The organism is Chryseobacterium daecheongense (assembly GCF_003729955.1).
GTDB classification, from domain to species: domain Bacteria; phylum Bacteroidota; class Bacteroidia; order Flavobacteriales; family Weeksellaceae; genus Chryseobacterium; species Chryseobacterium daecheongense.
The window spans coordinates 55,515-72,089 of record NZ_RJTX01000003.1; the positions used below are offsets into that span (position 1 = coordinate 55,515).

A 16,575-nucleotide genomic window follows, 5' to 3' on the forward strand; every position below is an offset into this window, starting at 1 on the left:
AAACTGATCGCCGTGAATGAAAATATAACAATTGAAATTTCTTTTAATGAGAAAATAGAAAGGGAAAATCAAAAATTCTTTTTTAAGCATATTTGGAAGAAGAATTTCAGAGAATTAAAAAAAGCCGTCATTTATGTAATCATTTTTTTAGTAATAGGCTTTTTCCCTTTAAAAGACTTTGATCAAAGTGCTATACCTTATATTTTCAAGTATGTTGCCTTTCTTTATATAGGATATATTTTTTTATTACTCTATCAATATTGGATTTCTAAAAAGAAGAATTATAAATTAATTGAAGAATATATTGAAGATTTTAAAGCTAACAATAATCAGATGAGTTACATTACTTTAAATGATACCTCTTTAGAAATCAGAAATACCTTTCATACCTTCAGTTCAGTTTGGAAAAAAACAAGCTATCAATTTGTTGATCAATACCTTATCATTGGAATAGTTAAAGATCGCTTAAACTTTGTATTGACAAAACAAGAGTTTAATAATTCTGATTATGACACCTTGCTGCATTATCTACAAAAATATTCTACAAAAAAATAATTACGGAAGCTTCGAGACTAAGCTTTCAGGCAGAATTCGCAAAATATGATAAATGATTTTCCATTTAAAATTCGGAACAATAGTAAAAGAATTCCTGGCATTCACTATAAATTTCGCCACATAATCCGGTTCCATGATCAATGATTCATTAAGTTGAAGCCCTTTATTGATCTTTGTGCGGATATAGCCAATCACTAAAGCGTTAACAATGATTTTTCTGGATGCCAATTCCTGTCTTAGTCCGGCCAGATACTGTGTAAACGCAGCTTTCGTGCTACCATAAACAAAATTACTTTTTCTTCCTCTTACTCCGGAAAGGGAAGAGAGTCCTATGATTCTTTCTAAATGGGTATTGCTTTCATCCATTGCGATGATATTGAGGATGGAAACTCCACCCATATAATTCACCATCATCATTTGTTTTGCACCTTTAAAATCTTTCAAAGCCTTTTCATTATCCACTAAAAAACCTGCTGCATACACCACAATATGAGGCTTGATCGGAAGGTTATCATAAAATTTCTGATGAGAATCAAAATCTTCAGCATCAAAATACAAAACCATCACTTTTGATGCCTGCAAGCTTTTTTCCCGGATAAAGTTATCCAACGATGTTGTATTTCGGGAAGCCGCTATAACAGAAAATCCTTTTTCCAGATACTGAATAATACATTGCTTCGCCACATCGGAATTAGCACCTAATATGAGAACAGTTTTATTTGTATTTTTTTCCATGGAGCAAAGATAAATAAAGAATAGAGATTCTTGCCTTCGTTCAGAATGACAAAGTGTAGAGAATATTATAAAAAGAATCGGCGCGGTGAACGAAGTTCACCGCGCCGATCTTATCTTATCATAACTGAATTATTTCTTCTCAGTTTCTGCTTCTTTTTTCTCCACTGTTTTTTCAGCATTTTTAGCCGCTTTTTCTCCAAAACGGGCATCAGTGAATTCTCTTGAAACAGCCGCTTTTTCGAATTTTAATTTTCCGGATAATGTTTCAATGATAAAACCATCTTCCTGAATCTGAGCAATTCTGCCATGAAGACCGGAAGTAAGAACTACTCTGCTTCCAACTTTCAGATTCTCTTGAAAATTTTTCTCCTGCTTCTGTTTTCTCATTTGTGGTCTTATCATCAGGAAATAAAATCCCACAAACATCACTCCCATCATGATCAGCATCATAGATCCGCCACCTTGTGGTTGTGCCTGTAAAAAAAGTGTTAACATATTCATTTTTATTTAGGTTGAATGTCAGCAGTGAATGTTAATTTAATCGGAGATTTCTCTACGTTCACAAAAACATCTGCATATTTCTGAACATTACCATCAAAATTGGAAGAATCGAAATGTAATGTGATTTTTCCTTTTTTACCTGGTAAGATCGGGTCTTTGGTGAAATCAGGAGCTGTACATCCACATCCCGGCTTTACTTCAGAAATTACCAACGGATTAGTTCCTGTGTTTGTAATTTCATATACGTGTTCTACTTTATCTCCTTTTTTGATTTTTCCGAAATCGAAATTGCTTTCAGATAGAGCCGCAGTGGTTAACGGTTGATTAGAAGTTGGTGCAGCTTCAGTTGCAGGAGCTTCTGCAGTGTGAGCACTTCTGTCATATTGAATTGAATCTGAAGATAATGTTCCTTGTGATTCACTAGCTGCTTTATTTTCTTCTTTTTTACAAGAAACCAATCCGAAGCCTATGATAGACAAGGCGATGATGGATAACGTCTTTTTCATTTGATATTCTGTTAAATTCTGTTTTTATCTTTACAATATTTATCTAAAATTCCATTAATGAAAATATTCGATCTGTCCGTAGCAAATACTTTTGCAATTTCAATATATTCATTAATAATGACTCTTGAAGGAGTGAAAGGAAAATTATCCAGTTCCGTTATCGCAGTAGATAAAATAACTTTGTCCATTAAAGAAACTCTTTCCAAATCCCAGTTTTCTAATCTTTCTCCCAATTTCTTCTCATTATTTTCCCAGTTATTCAGTGTGTCTCTTAAAAGTTTGCCTGCAAAAGTTTTATCCTCCTCATCTTTGATCATTTTGATTAATGTTCTGCTTTCTTCATTTTCTTTCATGAAACCGATCGTCTTCTGAACCATGGAATTGGAAATATGAATATCATTGGACCATGACAATTCCTTATCCTCGATATAATCATGGAAATCATCATTTTCAGCAATATATCGTAAGAACAATTTACCAATAAACTTCTGATCATCCTCAAAAGAAGGTTCTCCCTCTTTCATAAAATCCTGATAACGTTTTCCGGCAGTAATCCTTTGAAAAGTTTTCACTAATAAATCATCATGCAGATCCCACTTCAATTCTTTATGCTGTCCTGAGAAAAAAAGCCTTTCCGGATTTTCTTCCAATTTGATCAGGATCTGGTTGTTAATGAATTTTTGATTAGGATTGATATCTGCTTCTGTCTTAATGAATTTCTTTTTCCCGATTTCGATTTGATTTTCTGCCAATTCTTTTAAACCTACCAGAAAATTCAGCTGGTAAATGTAAAGATGATAGATTTTTTCTATTCCAGAGAACATGTTTTTCTCTAAAACATCAAATTTAATAGGGTTTTGGTAGTATGAATACACACTTTCTACCACTTTTTCACGGATTTGTCTTCTTCCTAACATTCAAAGAGCTTTTTATGGGCGCAAAGATACAAAAATTAAAATTGATGAAATTCGTAATCTGTTTGAATTTTGTAATTTTGTAAAAGTTTATGAAAGCTTTAAAAACTCTGAACCCTTACTTCTGGAAGCACAAAATATTATTGTTTTGGGGGTTATTATTTATTATTGCCAGTAACTTCTTCAATATCTATAAAGTTCAGTTCGTAGGAAAGTCCGTAGATGAGCTTACCAAAAGCGGACACTTAGGATTCAACAGGCAGGTTCTGATCTATGTAGCCATTATTGTGGGATGTTCTCTTTTAACAGGATTTTTCACTTTCATGATGAGGCAAACTATTATTGTGGCTTCAAGAAGAATTGAATATGAGTTGAAAAATAAAATTTACAGACATTACCAGGAATTATCTTTAACGGATTATAAGCAAACAACTATTGGAGATTTGATGAACCGTTTAAGTGAAGATGTTGTGGCCGTAAGAATGTACCTGGGACCAGGAGTAATGTACGTGGTCAACTTATTGGTTTTATTATTGATCACGAGCATTTATATGGTGAAAACAGATGTTTCCATGACCTTATGGACATTGCTGCCTCTGCCTATTCTATCTTATTTAATTTTTAAAGTAAGTTCTATTATCAATAAAAAGTCGAAGATCATGCAGAAAAGCCAGTCTGCAATCTCCACTTTTGTACAGGATAGCTTTTCAGGCATTCGGGTGGTGAAATTCTTTGCCCGAGAAAAATATATTGAAAAAAACTACGGTGTAAAAGTTTCAGATTATCAGAATAAAGCTTTAGATCTGGCTAAAACCGAAGCCTATTTCTTTACCATCATTTTATTTGTTATCGGTCTGCTCAATGTTGCCGTTATTTTAATCGGTGGACAAAAATATATTGCAGGAGAATTAACTGTTGGTAAAATTGCTGATTTTTTCATGTATATCAATATCCTGATCTGGCCATTCTCATTGGTAGGTTGGGTAACATCAGTCAATCAGAGAGCGGAAGCTTCAATGCAGAGAATTAATGAGTTTTTAGATAAAAAGTCTGAAATTGTCAACAAAAACTTTGAAAACTACCCTATTAAAGGTGATATTGAGTTTAGAAATGTTTCTTATGTGTATCCCAATACAGGAATCAAGGCTCTGGATAACTTAAGCTTTACTATTAAAGCCGGAGAATCTTTGGCAATCATGGGAAAAACAGGAAGCGGAAAATCAACGATCGCTTTATTGCTTTGCCGATTAATTGATCCTACCGAAGGAGAGATTTTAATTGACGGAAAGAATCTCAAAGAGCACAATCTGGACAATTATAGAAATTTCATAGGATATATCCCGCAGGAAAGCTATCTGTTTTCAGATTCTATTGAGAACAATATCGGTTTTGCCATTGACCATCCATCCCATGAAAAAGTAGTTGAATATGCCACCATTGCCGATGTTCATAAAAATATTGTGGAATTCAAAGAACAATATAAAACAATGGTTGGAGAGCGCGGAGTGATGCTATCCGGAGGCCAGAAACAGAGGATTTGTATTGCCAGAGCCTTAATTAAAGACCCTAATATCATTATTTTCGACGATTCCCTGTCTGCATTGGATACCGAAACAGAACAGAATATCCTTGAAAATATAGAAGCCAAAATCCACAATGCTACTTCCATAATTATCACACACAGAGAGTCTAGCGCTCAGAAGGCAGATAAAATCATTAATCTTACTGAAATTACCAATTCTGTAACCGCTTAGCCGTTTCATTTGGAATTGTTAAATAAATCATAAAAAAAATTTTGTGATTAAAAGAAAACTTTTATATTTGTTCTTAACAAGATTAAAAAATATCTAACAATGAGTGAATACAAGGAACGCCATGAAAATGAAATTTTCACGAAGGTGCTAAAAGCAGGGAGAAGAACTTATTTCTTTGATGTGCGCGAGACGAAAGCAGGAGATTATTATCTTACGATTACCGAAAGTAAAAAGAATTTCGGGGAGAATGGAGAAGCTACATTTGAGAAACACAAAATCTATCTTTATAAAGAAGATTTTAAAAGTTTTCAGGAGATGTTCAATGAGTCCACAGAATTCATCATTAATGAAAAGGGTGAAGATGTAATATCTGAAAAGCATGACAAAGACTTTAAAAGCAGATCTTACACTATAGATTCAGACGACGAGGTGTAAACCAGAAAATAGTTAAAAAACATAAAGCATCTTTTCAGATGCTTTTTTTATGCTTTTCCAATAAATTCTAATTCACTGTCTCCTCCCACAATTCAATCTTATTCCCTTCAGAATCCATAATGTGAACAAATTTACCGTAATCGTAAGTTGCAATTTCATCAAGTACGGTTACTCCGTTTTCTTTCAGCTGATCTACAAGTCCTTCAATATTCCGCACTCTGTAATTGATCATAAATTCTTTTTTCGAAGGCGCGAAATATTCACTTCCGGTTTTAAAAGGACTCCATTGTAAAGAGTTAATCTCATCTGGATTATTAATATTTCTGGATTCAAAAGTAGAACCCCATTGATTAACATCCAGTCCCAAATTTTTCGCATACCATTCCCTTGTTTGTTCAGGATTATCAGAAAAAAAGAAAATTCCACCGATTCCGATTACTTTAGGAGTTGTATCATTTGTTGTTTCGTTTTTTTGCTCTTCCATACTTTTATTTATTGATATAATTGGTAAGATAAGAATTACATTTGAAAATTCTCACTATTTGTTTTAACCATTCCTATTGCTAATCTTCACAAGCAATAAGCCCATTCACTTTTGCATAAGCTATTTCAAGGAGGTAAAGTAGCATTTTTACATCATCATCCATCTGCAACTCTTTTTGAAAAATGTTCTTCTTTGAACGAACTATGAATTTAATAAAAAAGCTACATCTAAAAAACACCACATAACTCGCTACATATCAACAAATAACGATTTTTGACAGAAACTCAATAGATGTTGAAAGATAGAATTTTTGAGAATCTCTTCCGCCAATTATAGATTTGCTACACTAAGAATGAAACTCTAAAAATGTTCTAATTATGGAAAATAAATTTATTCGACTTATACTTCTTTTTGTAAGTGTAGGATTTTTTGGTCAAGTAGGTATTAATACTTCTACTCCCACCAGCACACTGAGCGTAAACGGCTCTTTTTCAACATCTTATTCAGAAACTAATTCAACCAATTATACTATTGGGGCTACGCAACATGAAATCACCTGTACTAATACAGGATCAACGCCTCCAACCTGGACTTTACCTGCTTTGGCTGCTGGAACTAATAATATACAAGGCAGAGAATATCTTATAAGAAATGCATCAGGAAATACTTTAACATTAAAGGGTGACGGATCTGAACTGATCGATGTTGCTGGTACAGGCAGTAATGCGATATTAATACCTCACGGTTATACCGGATTTGTAAAAAGTACTGGTGGTATTTCTCCTACAGGAGTGACCTGGGCATTTTCGATGATAGGAACTCCCGGAGGAGCATCATTATCTTTACAATATTCAAGAGTAAGAGTAAGTCCTATAGATACCGCCACCCCCACTAATTCTGTGGTAACCATTGGTAATTTAAAAGTAAGATTTAATGCTACATCTCCAACCACATCAGGTGTAATTGAATACCAGCCTCTTGTAAACAGCCATATTTCAGTGCTTTACTATAAAGGGGGGTCCGGAGCTGCTAATAATGTATTTTATGGTCAGAATGCTGCTACTAGTACTTGGTACAGAATGCCGGGTGGTTCATTTACGGATTATAATCTATCTCAACAAAACAGGGATATCGGTTATGCATATATTGTATTGCACAACACAAAAGAAGTCTATAGAGTTACTGCAAATGTCAATGCAGATATTGCTGCAAGTGGTTCAGTTCCGGCAGTGGCTTCTTCCGCAACATTATTTGTCGAAAAACTAGATTAAGTCAACTCAAATTTTGAATGAATTTAAAAGAAATAAACATTGGCCATCTGATCTATATAAAGGTAAGGGAAACTTCCATAACTATGGAAAGAATCTGTAATTTTTTTGGATTGAGTGAAAATGAGATCAATGAAATGTACGATAAAAGATCCATAAATACAGAATTATTGTTGAAGTGGTGTAAATTATTGGAATATGATTTTTTCAGACTGTATTCCCAGCATTTGATTTTATATTCCCCACCTAAGGCTATTGATAACAGCAAAAACCTGCAAAAAAAAACCAAACTTCCCAGATTCAGAAAAAATCTCTATACAAAAGAAATGATTGACTTTATTTTAGAACTTCTGGAATCTAAGACAAAAAGTACAAAGGAGGTTATCGAGGAATATAAAATTCCGAAAACAACTTTATACAAATGGTTTAATAAATATAAAAACAGCTATCATGAAAAAGATGACCCAGCCTGATTATAGAAAAATATTCCAGGATATTATTACAATAAAACATCCTGAAAAAAAAGAAATATGTAAGAAGATTTTATCGAAACCTAAATTAACGAGTTTGGATATACTAAAACTTAATGACTTAATTTTTGGTTCCGTAAATAAAGAAAATAATATATCCAATCAAAAACACCGTTCATATGATGAATCTTCAATACTGAAAATTTTGACCTTCCAGAAAGAAAATGGTTATTCAAATCTGCAAACAGCTGCTCATTTTAAACTGAGCAAGAACACAATTGCCAACTGGAGAAAAATTATTATAAAATAATTTCATAATAATTATTTTATTAGTCGAATAAAACGCAAACTAATATAAAACTAAATTACAACAAACAACCAAGGAGGTGAAAACACAATGATTTGCTGGTAGCTAAACTGCCAGCTTTTTATTTTTATCAAAATCTCTAAAGTTTATTGATCCAAAGATATAAACTGATATCTTGAGGAACATTCATTTTTTTTCGCAGACGATACTTTCTACTGTCTACAGAATTTATTGAAGTCCGCATATAGTTAGCGATCTCTTTAGTCTGAATATTTAACTTAAGGTAGACACACATTTCAAGATCTAATGGTGTCAGTTCCGGAAATTCAAGCAATTTTTTATATAATTCAGGAAATACATTTTGAAAGACTACAAGCAGATGCTTATCGTTGCGTTTCGCCATTTCCAATAACAACAGAAGATTGTCTCCATTTGTACCAATGTCTTTGTCTTGTAACTCAATTCTTTTATCAGATTTAGAAACCGGATATTTTCTTCGGTAGAAATAGAAGATAATGAGTAATAACAGAATAATCAATGCTATAAGAACAGGTAAAAAAATTGATGAATTATTTTTCTTTTGTTTTATCAATGCTTTTTCATCATTTTTACCCTGTGTGATAAGCGCAGACTGGTTGATTGTTGCCAAACTATCTTTTAGATGCATGTTTTTTTCAAGGTAATAAACCTCCATTTTACTGTCTCCCTCCTTTTTATAATATTCTATCATTTTGGGATAAATGAGCAGCAACCCCTCTGTAAATTTATATTTTTTAAAGATTGGCAGACTTTTATTCCAATATTTTAATGCTTCCTGATCCTTACCCAGATCAAATTTCAGATTTCCTCTGAGCAAATATATATTAGCCAAAAATCTTTTATCATTTTCTTTTATCTGAATTTTCTCGGCCGAATTATAATATTTATCGGCTTCCTTATAATTCTTCTGCATTTCGTATGCTTTTCCTACATTTTGAAGAGCTTGTCCCAGTGTTGGATTTTTATACGGAAATTTATCAGATACTTTTGATATTTCAGAATAACTTTTCAGAGCAAAATATAATATGGAATCTTTATAATTCTTGTCATTATCCTTTTTAACAAGAAGAGTAGAATAATATGTAAGATTATCGTAGAGATAGTATTTTCGGAAATGAACAATGTTTTTATCATCAATCAGATTGATAACTTTAAGCGCTTTGGAACAACAAGAACGAGCATCATCAAAGTTATTGGCCTGTATTAATGATTTTGCTTTGTATTGGAGAAGAGCAGCCCAGTCTGAATACGATTTTAGTTCTTCAGCTACAGGTAGTCCTTCTTCTACAGATTTTAAGCATGAATTGGTATCCATTCTATTGCTGTATATTTCTGAGCGAAAAATTGCAGCTATCAGCATTCCTTTTTTATCACCCTCTTCCTTTGAAAGAGTATAAAGTTCATCACATATTGAAAGAACTTTTTCGTCTCCAAGCTTTGCATAAATATCTTTTTCGTGTATTTGTTTTTTTAATAACTCTATCCTCTGTTTCGAAAAATCTTGTGCCCATATAATCAAGGGGAAGAGTATAAGAATAAGCAGCCTGATTTTCATGAAGAGAGTTTTTTCAAAGTTAACAATTTATCCCACTTATTCATCCGCCATTAAGATATACTAAAAAGGAAATATTGTAAAATAAAAAACTGAGAGGCAGGTAAAGTATGTAAGAGAAAGGAATATAATAGTAAATAAAAAATAAAATCCTGCATATAAATGCAGGATTCTTGGGTGAATGATGGGTCTCGAACCCACGACCTTCGGAACCACAATCCGACGCTCTAACCAACTGAGCTACAATCACCGTTTTGTGGTTGCAAATATAGGGATAATATTTAATCTACAAAACAATTCCATCAAAATTTTTCATTGCAATCAGCTTTTCCGTTGTAAATCCCTCAGCGTAAGTCACTCCCGATAATCTCCCCAGATCTTGTGCTCTGTACGTTAAACTTTCAAAGAAATCTTTTGTAGCAATTGGTGTTACAGGTTCTTTGGAATTAGGATCATAAAATTGGGTTTTAAAAGCCATACAAGCTTCAATTTTTTTATCAAGATGTTCTGATATATCAATAACAAATTCTGGTTCAATATTCTTCCATTGAATATAATGGAAAATATGTTTGGGTCTCCATACCTCTTGGTTCTCTCCTTCTTCTACCGTTTCTATCTTTCTTAGGCCTGCTAAAAAACATGCATCAGACACTAATTTCGCAGCTTTTGCGTGGTCGGGATGTCTATCATCAATCGCATTGGCTAAAACAATTTCCGGGCGGTATTTGCGGATCAATTTTACGATTTTCAACTGATACTCTTCTGAATTCACAAGAAATCCGTCTTTCAATCCTAAATTCTCTCTTGCAGAAACCCCTAAGATCCCGGCAGAATGGGCAGCCTCTTCTTTTCTTGTTTCCTCTGTTCCTCTTGTCCCCAGTTCTCCCCGGGTAAGATCTATAATAACACATGTCTTTCCTTCCGAAACTAATTTGGCTATAGTTCCGCCACATCCCAATTCCACATCATCAGGATGTGCTCCGAATGCAAGTATATCTGTTTTCATAGTTTCAAAGATAAGACTTAAAATAAAAACTTCCCAACCATAACGATTGGGAAGTTTAATTATCTATAATTTACAATATAAATTATTTATTGATCTCTTTATTTAGCTTAATAGCATCTTCGTAAGTAGGATCTAACTGTAACGATTTTGCTACATAATCTTTAGCCTTTGCAATATCTGAGTCTTTACTCATATAAGCCACTGCAAAATATGCGTATGCTAATGTTTGCTTATTAGCTTCCATATCAGCAGGTTTTACTGTACTGATGAATTTCTCATAAGCTGTTTTCGCAGCCTCATTATTCCCAGCCTGCTGGTAAGAATATCCTTGGCTGTAGTAAGCAGGAGCCCAATCAGGAAGAAGAGCGATCATTTTTTGCCATGTTAAAATAGCTCCATTCCAGTTTTTAGCATCCTGATAAGCTGTAGCCAATTTAAACAATGAATCTGAATCCTGAGCATTAGCTGCTACTTTCTTTTTCAATGCTTCAATTTCAGGAGTCGTTGGTCCTGCATCTACAGAGCCTTGTGTAGCTCCTCCTGCAATGTTTGCTAATTCCATATCCCACTTCAATGTTTCGTCTTTAGCAGCTTTTGCAATTGCAACTTTCTGTTGTGCTTCTGTAGTTAGAGCCGTCTTTTTAGCCGGATCTTTCTCATCTTTAGCCAATCCCGCAGCGATCAATCCCTGTAGTCCCTGATCTGCAGGCTGTACTCTTGATTTATCTGCCTGAGAAACGAAAGTATCCATACTTTGCTTAGCTTCAGCATATTTTCCATCTGCATATAACTGATAAGCTCTTAATTTATACTTAATCGGGTCATTGATCTTATCAAAAATTTTATCTAATACCTGCTTAGAGTTGGCATAATCTTCATTGGTGAAGTATAATTTAGCAATTTCTAATTGTGTATATGGATCTTCATCCGCATACTTTGTATAGTTGATCAAATCCTGAGTTGCTTTAGCATTTTGCTGATATCTGATATCGTAAGCAGCCAATGCCTTATATGCAGGTGCATAAGTTGCATCCACAGCGATAGCTTTATCTATATTTTCCTTAGCCAGTTTCCATTGCTGTGCAGCCATCCATAAAGTTCCCATTCTTGTAAACACAGAAGCTTTGTTTTTAGCTGTAGGCAATGCTTTTTCATAAGCACTCATAGCATCACCAGGAAGTTTTTTCAATCTGTATGCATCTCCTAAGGTGTAGTAATAATTGGCAGGTACTCCTTTTTTCTGAGCTTTTTCAACTGCCTTGTTCAAAAATTGAATTGCAAGATCAGGAGCATTGTTCTTTTCGAATAGAGTTAAAGCTTCTGCTGCTCTAAAAAGAACTTCAGCATCTTTTTCTTTAGAATCTGTTACAATCTTCTGAATTTCAGCAACAGCACTTTTATCACCTTTTCCTAATTTTACAGTTGCTAATCCGATCTTATTCAAAAAGCTTTTGCTGTCAGCAGCAAGTCCTTTATTGAAATTTTCTGTAGCTGTTGCAAAATCCGGCTCTACTTGTTTTAAGTATGTATTTCCTAAATAAAAATAATTCTCAGCAGTAGGCTCTTTTGCAATCATTTGTGTGAAATTGTTTTTTGCCTGCGCAAACTTATCGCTATCAATACTATTGATACCATCCTGTAATGTCTGTGCAAACGCAAAATTGGTAAAAAATACCACAGCCGCTCCAAAAGCAATCTTCTTTACATTCATAATCATTATATCTTTCATTTTATATTTTTCTAAAACTGAATAAATTACACACAATTTTCAGACCAAAATAATTTTGTTTTGGCTAAAAATTTAATTTAATATTTTTTTAACGCATCTGTACTTCTCTTTTGTACAGATTATACGGCTGTAACCCTTCTTTTTCAACGATCATTTGACCTAGTTGAGTGCAGGAATAGCGAATAAAACCATTAGCTATGCTGAAATTCCCCTCATTGGTTAAAAAGTAAAGTACACGTGTAAATGGATATTTCATTTCACGTAATCCGTTAGAATCCGGATAGTATTCCTTACCATTATTTTCAACAGGCAATATTTTCACCATATCCCTTAATTTTTCAGCAGTTTTATCATAAGGTCTGCTGAAAGTATTTAGCCCAATAACTCCAATTTTATTAGGATATTTATCAAGTTGTTCTATGATATTCTGATTTCCGGAAATAATAGAAAATTTTAGATCTCTGGGTTGTTTTTGAAGCTTCTCTGCTACAAAATTCAGATTGCTGGAATTTGTTCCATCAAAAATGAAATTTTTATCTTCAGAATTAAGCCCGCTTTTTATTTCATCCAAAGTAATTTTTGTTTTTGGAGAACTTTTAGGAACCACAAAAACAACGGCATCCGCTGCAAATCTTGCAGGCATATATTTCAGGTCCACTTTCTCTTCATATGCCTTGATCTCTTCTTTAGATAAAGATCTTGACATCACAATAAGCTTTGCTTTATTATCTAATAAATCTAAAAAGCCCAGGTCCTCTTTTTTAGTTTCCACTTTGATATGGGTATCCGGATAATTGATCATATATCCTTCTGTTAAAGCCTGGGTAACGCTTTTGAATGATTCATCCGTAAGAACAGTGAGGTTTCCTTTACTATAGGTGGGAATATTTTCATCTTTCTTTTTATTGCACCCTAATACGACAAGTATAAAAGAAAGTAATAATAGTTTACTCTTCATTTTTTGTATTCTTTAATTTGGATATTGCTCTGAAAATTCTGAAAACACCGTAAATCACCAATACAATTCCTAATGGATAGGCCACTGCAGGCTCCAGAACTATAAAAAAGAATTTATAAGTAATAACAACAATACCCAGGATGATATAAAAAAATCCGGTAACTAATGATAACCAATTGAACATCATGTAACAAAAATACCAAAAAAAATAAAAAGAGAAGCAAATGCTTCTCTTTTTTAATTGAATTTATTTTATAAATATATTATTCAAAATTCATAGTGAAAGGTATACTATAGTATGACCTTACTGGCTCTCCATTCTTTTTACCAGGCTTCCACTTCTTCAGAGTTTTAACTACTCTGATCGCTTCACTGTCAAAATCTCCGTTTCCGGATTTTGAAGTGATCTGTACACCTGAAACTGAACCGTCTCTCTCAACAACAAATTTCAACTTCGCTGTTAATTTCCCTTCACCTTCTATACTTGTATCGAAGTTATTGGCAAGGTATTCTCTCAATGCTCCCATACCTCCAGGGTATTCAGCAGATTGATCTACCACATCATATACTTCATTGGTATTAACTGTTTTCACCTCTGCAGTAGAAGTTTTAGTACCTGTAGATGGCGGTGGAGGTGGTGGTGTATAAGCTGGAGCTTTTACTCCTTCCTGATTTTGCAAACCAGTAGTAGTTTCCAACTGCTTTGAAATCGGTGGTGGCGGAGTTTCCACTTTAGGAGCTACCTTAGGTTCAGGAACTACGTTCTGAATTACCTCGATTTTCTCCTCCTCTTTTGGTGGTGGAGGTGGTGGAGGTGGTGCTTCTTCCGGCTGCTCTAGAACTTTATCTTCCTGTAGTACATCTACTAAGTTTGCTTCTACTTTGGTTTCTTCTTTAGCATTCATCTGCTTGATTTTCATCACGATGAATGGTGTAGCAACCGCAAGAACGAAGAAAGCTGTACCAATAAGGAAAGATCTAGTAAGCAATCTTGGATAGCTGCTTCTTAAATCATAGGCTCCATACTCCTTATTTCTATGTTCAAATACAATTTCATCTAAAGTTAGATTATCATTGTATATATTTTCATTTGCCATATCTTTCAATATTTATGGTTAAATTACTTTGTTGCCGGAGCTGGTCCAACTTTTTTCTCATAAATAGCTTTCTCCCATGGCTTCACATCGGTAACCCCGTATTGTTCGCTTTTGGTAATGGCCATCTCATCAAGAATATCAACAAAGTTTTTATATACAGCATCATCAGTAGGCTTGATAATCACAGTAAACTTAGATTTATCAGCCGCTCTGTTTTTTGCATCCTCAATTACTTTTCTAATTCCCTCTCTATCAAAGGTAGTTTCATTAAGATTCTGATCTGTCAGCGTAGTGTTGTCCTGCTGATGCCAGAAAATTCTATTATCTCTTCCTAATAATAAGGAGATAGAGTTAGAAAGTTTAATTTCCGTATCTGGTGGTTTTTGGTTTTCTTTCGGCTTAGCCGGAAGTCCCAAATCCATAACGTTTGGTTTACTAAATGTAGTGGTGAACATAAAGAAGGTAATCAAAAGAAACCCTAAGTCCACCATCGGAGTCATGTCTACACGGGTATTCTGCTTTTTGGAACGGACCTTGCCGCCTTTCCCGCCATCCTCTTTTACTTGTACTTCTGCCATTTCTAATAATTATTCATTAGGTTTACCTTCTTGTGATGTAATCAACCAAAATTTAAGAAAATCGATATCTCTTAAACCTTCAAATAAACTTTTTACTTTTGGATATTCAGTTTTAACGTCACCTTTAATAGCTAACTTATAATCAGGGTTTATAGCTAAACTCTGCTGAATCCAATCTACTAATTGTTTATTTGTACTGTCCATAGGAATCCCTGGAGCTCCTTTAAATGCTTTTTGCTCATCTTCTGGTAAATCCAAATAGCTCTTCAACTGAGTAATTGGAACACCAATTGCCTGAACTTTTGTAAATGCTGCTTTTTCTTGATTAGTAAAGCTAACTCCATATTTTTTTCCCATATTTTCCAACAACTGAATTCTTTCAGTTCCGTTTTCTACAGGCTGGAAGTAAAATTTACCTCCGGGAGTTACATTTACTGACATTAAGCTAGCGTCCGGCAATATTTTTTCGGATATTGAAGATGGCGGTTTTATTTGTTCCACATCAGGTTTTTTAAACTGAGTGGTCAAGATAAAGAACGTAAGTAGTAGGAAAGCAACGTCACACATTGCCGTCATATCCGTAACTACTCCATGTCTTTTTGGTTTGACTCTCGCCATATTAATTGTAAAATTTTAAATTAAACTTCTTTTTTATGATGCAAATTCCTTGCTAGAAATAATTTCTTAGTGGAATTCTGCAAAAGATTGCTGGATGCTCATTGCGATCTCATCGATCTTATAAGTTAATCCGTCAATTTTAGAAGTAAAGAAGTTATAAAGGATGATAGCGATCGCTGAAGTACCAATACCTAAAGCTGTGTTGATCAAGGCTTCAGAGATACCGATTGATAATGCAGCTGCATCCGGAGTACCACCACCAGAACCTAATGCGAAGAATGCTTTGATCATCCCGATTACCGTTCCTAATAGTGCAACTAATGTAGCAACTGTACCTAAAGTAGAAAGAATCATCATGTTCTTTTCTAACATTGGCATTTCAAGAGTAGTAGCTTCTTCAATTGCTTTGTTAAGAGCTACCATTTTTTGTTCTTTATTTAAAGTAGTGTCGCTAGCTAAAGCTTTGTACGTTGTAAGACCTTCTTTTACTACGTTACCTACTGAACCTTGCTGTCTGTCGCACTCTTCTAAAGCCTCATCCACTTTATTCTGGTTTAGAAGGCTTCTGATTTTTAATACGAAGTTATCAAGATTTCCAGATCCTGATGCTTTTCTAAGAACGAAGAAACGTTCGAAAGAGAAAACGATTACAGTGATCATAAACGTAATCAAGATTGGTACGATTGGTCCTCCCATGTAAATAATTCCCATGAAAGACTCTGGGTGTAATTCTTTATCCGGAACATCTGAAAAATAAACAGAACCTCCTGCTAATCTTGGATCTGTTTTAAAGTTTCCAGGATTACCTAATACGAATAGATAAATACATACTCCTATTACTAATAAGATAGGAATAATTAATCCCGGGTTTAACCCTCCTTGCTTTCTAGCAACTACTTGCTCATCATTTTTTGAAACATTCATTTCCATATTTAACTAAATTATATTGTTTTAAATTTTTACGAGGTGTAAATTAAAGGCAAAATTAATTAAAATGCAAGAGTCTGAAATAAACATTTGAGTTTTTTTTGACAAAGAAATTTTAATACAATTCCGATATTTCAATTAT

At 34.0% G+C, this 16,575-nt stretch carries 20 protein-coding genes and 1 tRNA gene; 6 read left to right on the forward strand and 15 right to left on the reverse strand.

What is annotated here, in order from left to right; translation table 11 throughout:
- Positions 1-12: 12 nt before the first annotated feature.
- Positions 13-555, forward strand: a complete 543-nt coding sequence (locus tag EGI05_RS12785) for a hypothetical protein (RefSeq protein WP_123263443.1) — start codon at positions 13-15, stop codon at positions 553-555.
- Here the strand turns inward: EGI05_RS12785 and EGI05_RS12790 are convergent, their stop codons facing one another.
- The 4 genes from EGI05_RS12790 to nusB all read right to left on the reverse strand — a co-directional run bounded on the left by EGI05_RS12790 (position 556) and on the right by nusB (position 3,214).
- Complete coding sequence (locus tag EGI05_RS12790; RefSeq protein ID WP_123263444.1) at positions 556-1,290, reverse strand: SDR family NAD(P)-dependent oxidoreductase; 735 nt, start codon at positions 1,288-1,290, stop codon at positions 556-558.
- A 129-nt stretch (positions 1,291-1,419) separates the two neighbouring features.
- Positions 1,420-1,785 (reverse strand): preprotein translocase subunit YajC, encoded by a 366-nt coding sequence (gene yajC / locus EGI05_RS12795; RefSeq protein ID WP_123263544.1) that lies wholly within the window; start codon positions 1,783-1,785, stop codon positions 1,420-1,422.
- 8 nt (positions 1,786-1,793) lie between these two features.
- Positions 1,794-2,297, reverse strand: a complete 504-nt coding sequence (locus EGI05_RS12800) for a DUF1573 domain-containing protein (RefSeq protein WP_123263445.1) — start codon at positions 2,295-2,297, stop codon at positions 1,794-1,796.
- A gap of 11 nt (positions 2,298-2,308) precedes the next feature.
- A complete protein-coding gene (nusB, locus tag EGI05_RS12805) occupies positions 2,309-3,214 on the reverse strand; it encodes a transcription antitermination factor NusB (protein ID WP_123263446.1) in 906 nt (301 codons plus the stop codon).
- Between the two features lie 89 nt (positions 3,215-3,303).
- On the opposite strand from nusB, the gene EGI05_RS12810 reads away from it, so the two are divergent.
- Both EGI05_RS12810 and EGI05_RS12815 read left to right on the forward strand, forming a co-directional pair.
- Positions 3,304-4,965 (forward strand): ABC transporter ATP-binding protein, encoded by a 1,662-nt coding sequence (locus tag EGI05_RS12810; protein ID WP_123263447.1) that lies wholly within the window; start codon positions 3,304-3,306, stop codon positions 4,963-4,965.
- A gap of 99 nt (positions 4,966-5,064) precedes the next feature.
- Positions 5,065-5,400 (forward strand): DUF3276 family protein, encoded by a 336-nt coding sequence (locus EGI05_RS12815; protein WP_121459856.1) that lies wholly within the window; start codon positions 5,065-5,067, stop codon positions 5,398-5,400.
- Positions 5,401-5,467: 67 nt separating this feature from the next.
- Here the strand turns inward: EGI05_RS12815 and EGI05_RS12820 are convergent, their stop codons facing one another.
- Complete coding sequence (locus EGI05_RS12820) at positions 5,468-5,884, reverse strand: VOC family protein (protein WP_123263448.1); 417 nt, start codon at positions 5,882-5,884, stop codon at positions 5,468-5,470.
- Between the two features lie 377 nt (positions 5,885-6,261).
- Here EGI05_RS12820 and EGI05_RS12825 point away from each other — a divergent pair, with 377 nt between their 5' ends.
- From EGI05_RS12825 to EGI05_RS12835, 3 genes are read left to right on the forward strand one after another with little or no spacing between them, the layout of a single operon-like run.
- Positions 6,262-7,155, forward strand: a complete 894-nt coding sequence (locus EGI05_RS12825) for a hypothetical protein (protein ID WP_123263449.1) — start codon at positions 6,262-6,264, stop codon at positions 7,153-7,155.
- 17 nt (positions 7,156-7,172) lie between these two features.
- A complete protein-coding gene (locus tag EGI05_RS12830) occupies positions 7,173-7,625 on the forward strand; it encodes a transposase (RefSeq protein ID WP_123263450.1) in 453 nt (150 codons plus the stop codon).
- Positions 7,603-7,932, forward strand: a complete 330-nt coding sequence (locus EGI05_RS12835; RefSeq protein ID WP_123263451.1) for a helix-turn-helix domain-containing protein — start codon at positions 7,603-7,605, stop codon at positions 7,930-7,932. Before EGI05_RS12830 ends, EGI05_RS12835 begins: the two co-directional genes overlap by 23 nt.
- A 136-nt stretch (positions 7,933-8,068) precedes the next feature.
- Here EGI05_RS12835 and EGI05_RS12840 read toward each other — a convergent pair whose 3' ends face one another.
- The 10 genes from EGI05_RS12840 to EGI05_RS12885 all read right to left on the reverse strand — a co-directional run bounded on the left by EGI05_RS12840 (position 8,069) and on the right by EGI05_RS12885 (position 16,436).
- Positions 8,069-9,523 carry a tetratricopeptide repeat protein gene (locus EGI05_RS12840; RefSeq protein ID WP_123263452.1) on the reverse strand — a complete coding sequence of 485 codons (1,455 nt, stop codon included), beginning with the start codon at positions 9,521-9,523 and terminating at the stop codon, positions 8,069-8,071.
- A gap of 172 nt (positions 9,524-9,695) precedes the next feature.
- A tRNA-His gene (locus EGI05_RS12845) sits at positions 9,696-9,771 on the reverse strand.
- 35 nt (positions 9,772-9,806) lie between these two features.
- A complete protein-coding gene (gene bshB1 / locus EGI05_RS12850) occupies positions 9,807-10,526 on the reverse strand; it encodes a bacillithiol biosynthesis deacetylase BshB1 (RefSeq protein ID WP_123263453.1) in 720 nt (239 codons plus the stop codon).
- Between the two features lie 82 nt (positions 10,527-10,608).
- Positions 10,609-12,255, reverse strand: coding sequence for a tetratricopeptide repeat protein (locus tag EGI05_RS12855; protein ID WP_123263454.1), 1,647 nt, complete (start codon positions 12,253-12,255; stop codon positions 10,609-10,611).
- Between the two features lie 88 nt (positions 12,256-12,343).
- The gene (locus EGI05_RS12860) at positions 12,344-13,213 is read right to left on the reverse strand and encodes a PstS family phosphate ABC transporter substrate-binding protein (RefSeq protein ID WP_123263455.1); all 870 of its coding nucleotides are present in this window, start codon (positions 13,211-13,213) and stop codon (positions 12,344-12,346) included.
- On the reverse strand, positions 13,203-13,400 hold the full coding sequence (locus EGI05_RS12865) for a C4-dicarboxylate ABC transporter (protein ID WP_317125051.1): 198 nt from the start codon (positions 13,398-13,400) through the stop codon (positions 13,203-13,205). Before EGI05_RS12865 ends, EGI05_RS12860 begins: the two co-directional genes overlap by 11 nt.
- 76 nt (positions 13,401-13,476) lie before the next feature.
- The gene (locus EGI05_RS12870; protein WP_123263456.1) at positions 13,477-14,310 is read right to left on the reverse strand and encodes an energy transducer TonB; all 834 of its coding nucleotides are present in this window, start codon (positions 14,308-14,310) and stop codon (positions 13,477-13,479) included.
- A gap of 23 nt (positions 14,311-14,333) precedes the next feature.
- Entirely contained in the window at positions 14,334-14,888 is a 555-nt protein-coding gene (locus EGI05_RS12875; RefSeq protein ID WP_123263457.1) for an ExbD/TolR family protein, read from the reverse strand.
- Positions 14,889-14,897: 9 nt separating this feature from the next.
- Positions 14,898-15,506, reverse strand: a complete 609-nt coding sequence (locus EGI05_RS12880) for an ExbD/TolR family protein (RefSeq protein WP_123263458.1) — start codon at positions 15,504-15,506, stop codon at positions 14,898-14,900.
- Positions 15,507-15,572: 66 nt separating this feature from the next.
- Positions 15,573-16,436 carry a MotA/TolQ/ExbB proton channel family protein gene (locus EGI05_RS12885; protein ID WP_123263459.1) on the reverse strand — a complete coding sequence of 288 codons (864 nt, stop codon included), beginning with the start codon at positions 16,434-16,436 and terminating at the stop codon, positions 15,573-15,575.
- Positions 16,437-16,575: the final 139 nt, after the last annotated feature.

What these genes read in the sequence shown, in the direction of transcription:
- EGI05_RS12885 (WP_123263459.1), bottom strand. Translation starts at nt 16,436, where the DNA reads ATGGAAATGAATGTTTCAAAAAATGATGAGCAAGTAGTTGCTAGAAAG.
- EGI05_RS12840 (WP_123263452.1), bottom strand. Translation starts at nt 9,523, where the DNA reads ATGAAAATCAGGCTGCTTATTCTTATACTCTTCCCCTTGATTATATGG.
- EGI05_RS12810 (WP_123263447.1), top strand. Translation starts at nt 3,304, where the DNA reads ATGAAAGCTTTAAAAACTCTGAACCCTTACTTCTGGAAGCACAAAATA.
- EGI05_RS12820 (WP_123263448.1), bottom strand. Translation starts at nt 5,884, where the DNA reads ATGGAAGAGCAAAAAAACGAAACAACAAATGATACAACTCCTAAAGTA.
- EGI05_RS12790 (WP_123263444.1), bottom strand. Translation starts at nt 1,290, where the DNA reads ATGGAAAAAAATACAAATAAAACTGTTCTCATATTAGGTGCTAATTCC.
- EGI05_RS12835 (WP_123263451.1), top strand. Translation starts at nt 7,603, where the DNA reads ATGAAAAAGATGACCCAGCCTGATTATAGAAAAATATTCCAGGATATT.
- EGI05_RS12860 (WP_123263455.1), bottom strand. Translation starts at nt 13,213, where the DNA reads ATGAAGAGTAAACTATTATTACTTTCTTTTATACTTGTCGTATTAGGG.
- EGI05_RS12865 (WP_317125051.1), bottom strand. Translation starts at nt 13,400, where the DNA reads ATGATGTTCAATTGGTTATCATTAGTTACCGGATTTTTTTATATCATC.
- bshB1 (WP_123263453.1), bottom strand. Translation starts at nt 10,526, where the DNA reads ATGAAAACAGATATACTTGCATTCGGAGCACATCCTGATGATGTGGAA.
- EGI05_RS12870 (WP_123263456.1), bottom strand. Translation starts at nt 14,310, where the DNA reads ATGGCAAATGAAAATATATACAATGATAATCTAACTTTAGATGAAATT.
- EGI05_RS12855 (WP_123263454.1), bottom strand. Translation starts at nt 12,255, where the DNA reads ATGAAAGATATAATGATTATGAATGTAAAGAAGATTGCTTTTGGAGCG.
- EGI05_RS12880 (WP_123263458.1), bottom strand. Translation starts at nt 15,506, where the DNA reads ATGGCGAGAGTCAAACCAAAAAGACATGGAGTAGTTACGGATATGACG.
- yajC (WP_123263544.1), bottom strand. Translation starts at nt 1,785, where the DNA reads ATGTTAACACTTTTTTTACAGGCACAACCACAAGGTGGCGGATCTATG.
- nusB (WP_123263446.1), bottom strand. Translation starts at nt 3,214, where the DNA reads ATGTTAGGAAGAAGACAAATCCGTGAAAAAGTGGTAGAAAGTGTGTAT.
- EGI05_RS12830 (WP_123263450.1), top strand. Translation starts at nt 7,173, where the DNA reads ATGAATTTAAAAGAAATAAACATTGGCCATCTGATCTATATAAAGGTA.
- EGI05_RS12825 (WP_123263449.1), top strand. Translation starts at nt 6,262, where the DNA reads ATGGAAAATAAATTTATTCGACTTATACTTCTTTTTGTAAGTGTAGGA.
- EGI05_RS12800 (WP_123263445.1), bottom strand. Translation starts at nt 2,297, where the DNA reads ATGAAAAAGACGTTATCCATCATCGCCTTGTCTATCATAGGCTTCGGA.
- EGI05_RS12875 (WP_123263457.1), bottom strand. Translation starts at nt 14,888, where the DNA reads ATGGCAGAAGTACAAGTAAAAGAGGATGGCGGGAAAGGCGGCAAGGTC.
- EGI05_RS12815 (WP_121459856.1), top strand. Translation starts at nt 5,065, where the DNA reads ATGAGTGAATACAAGGAACGCCATGAAAATGAAATTTTCACGAAGGTG.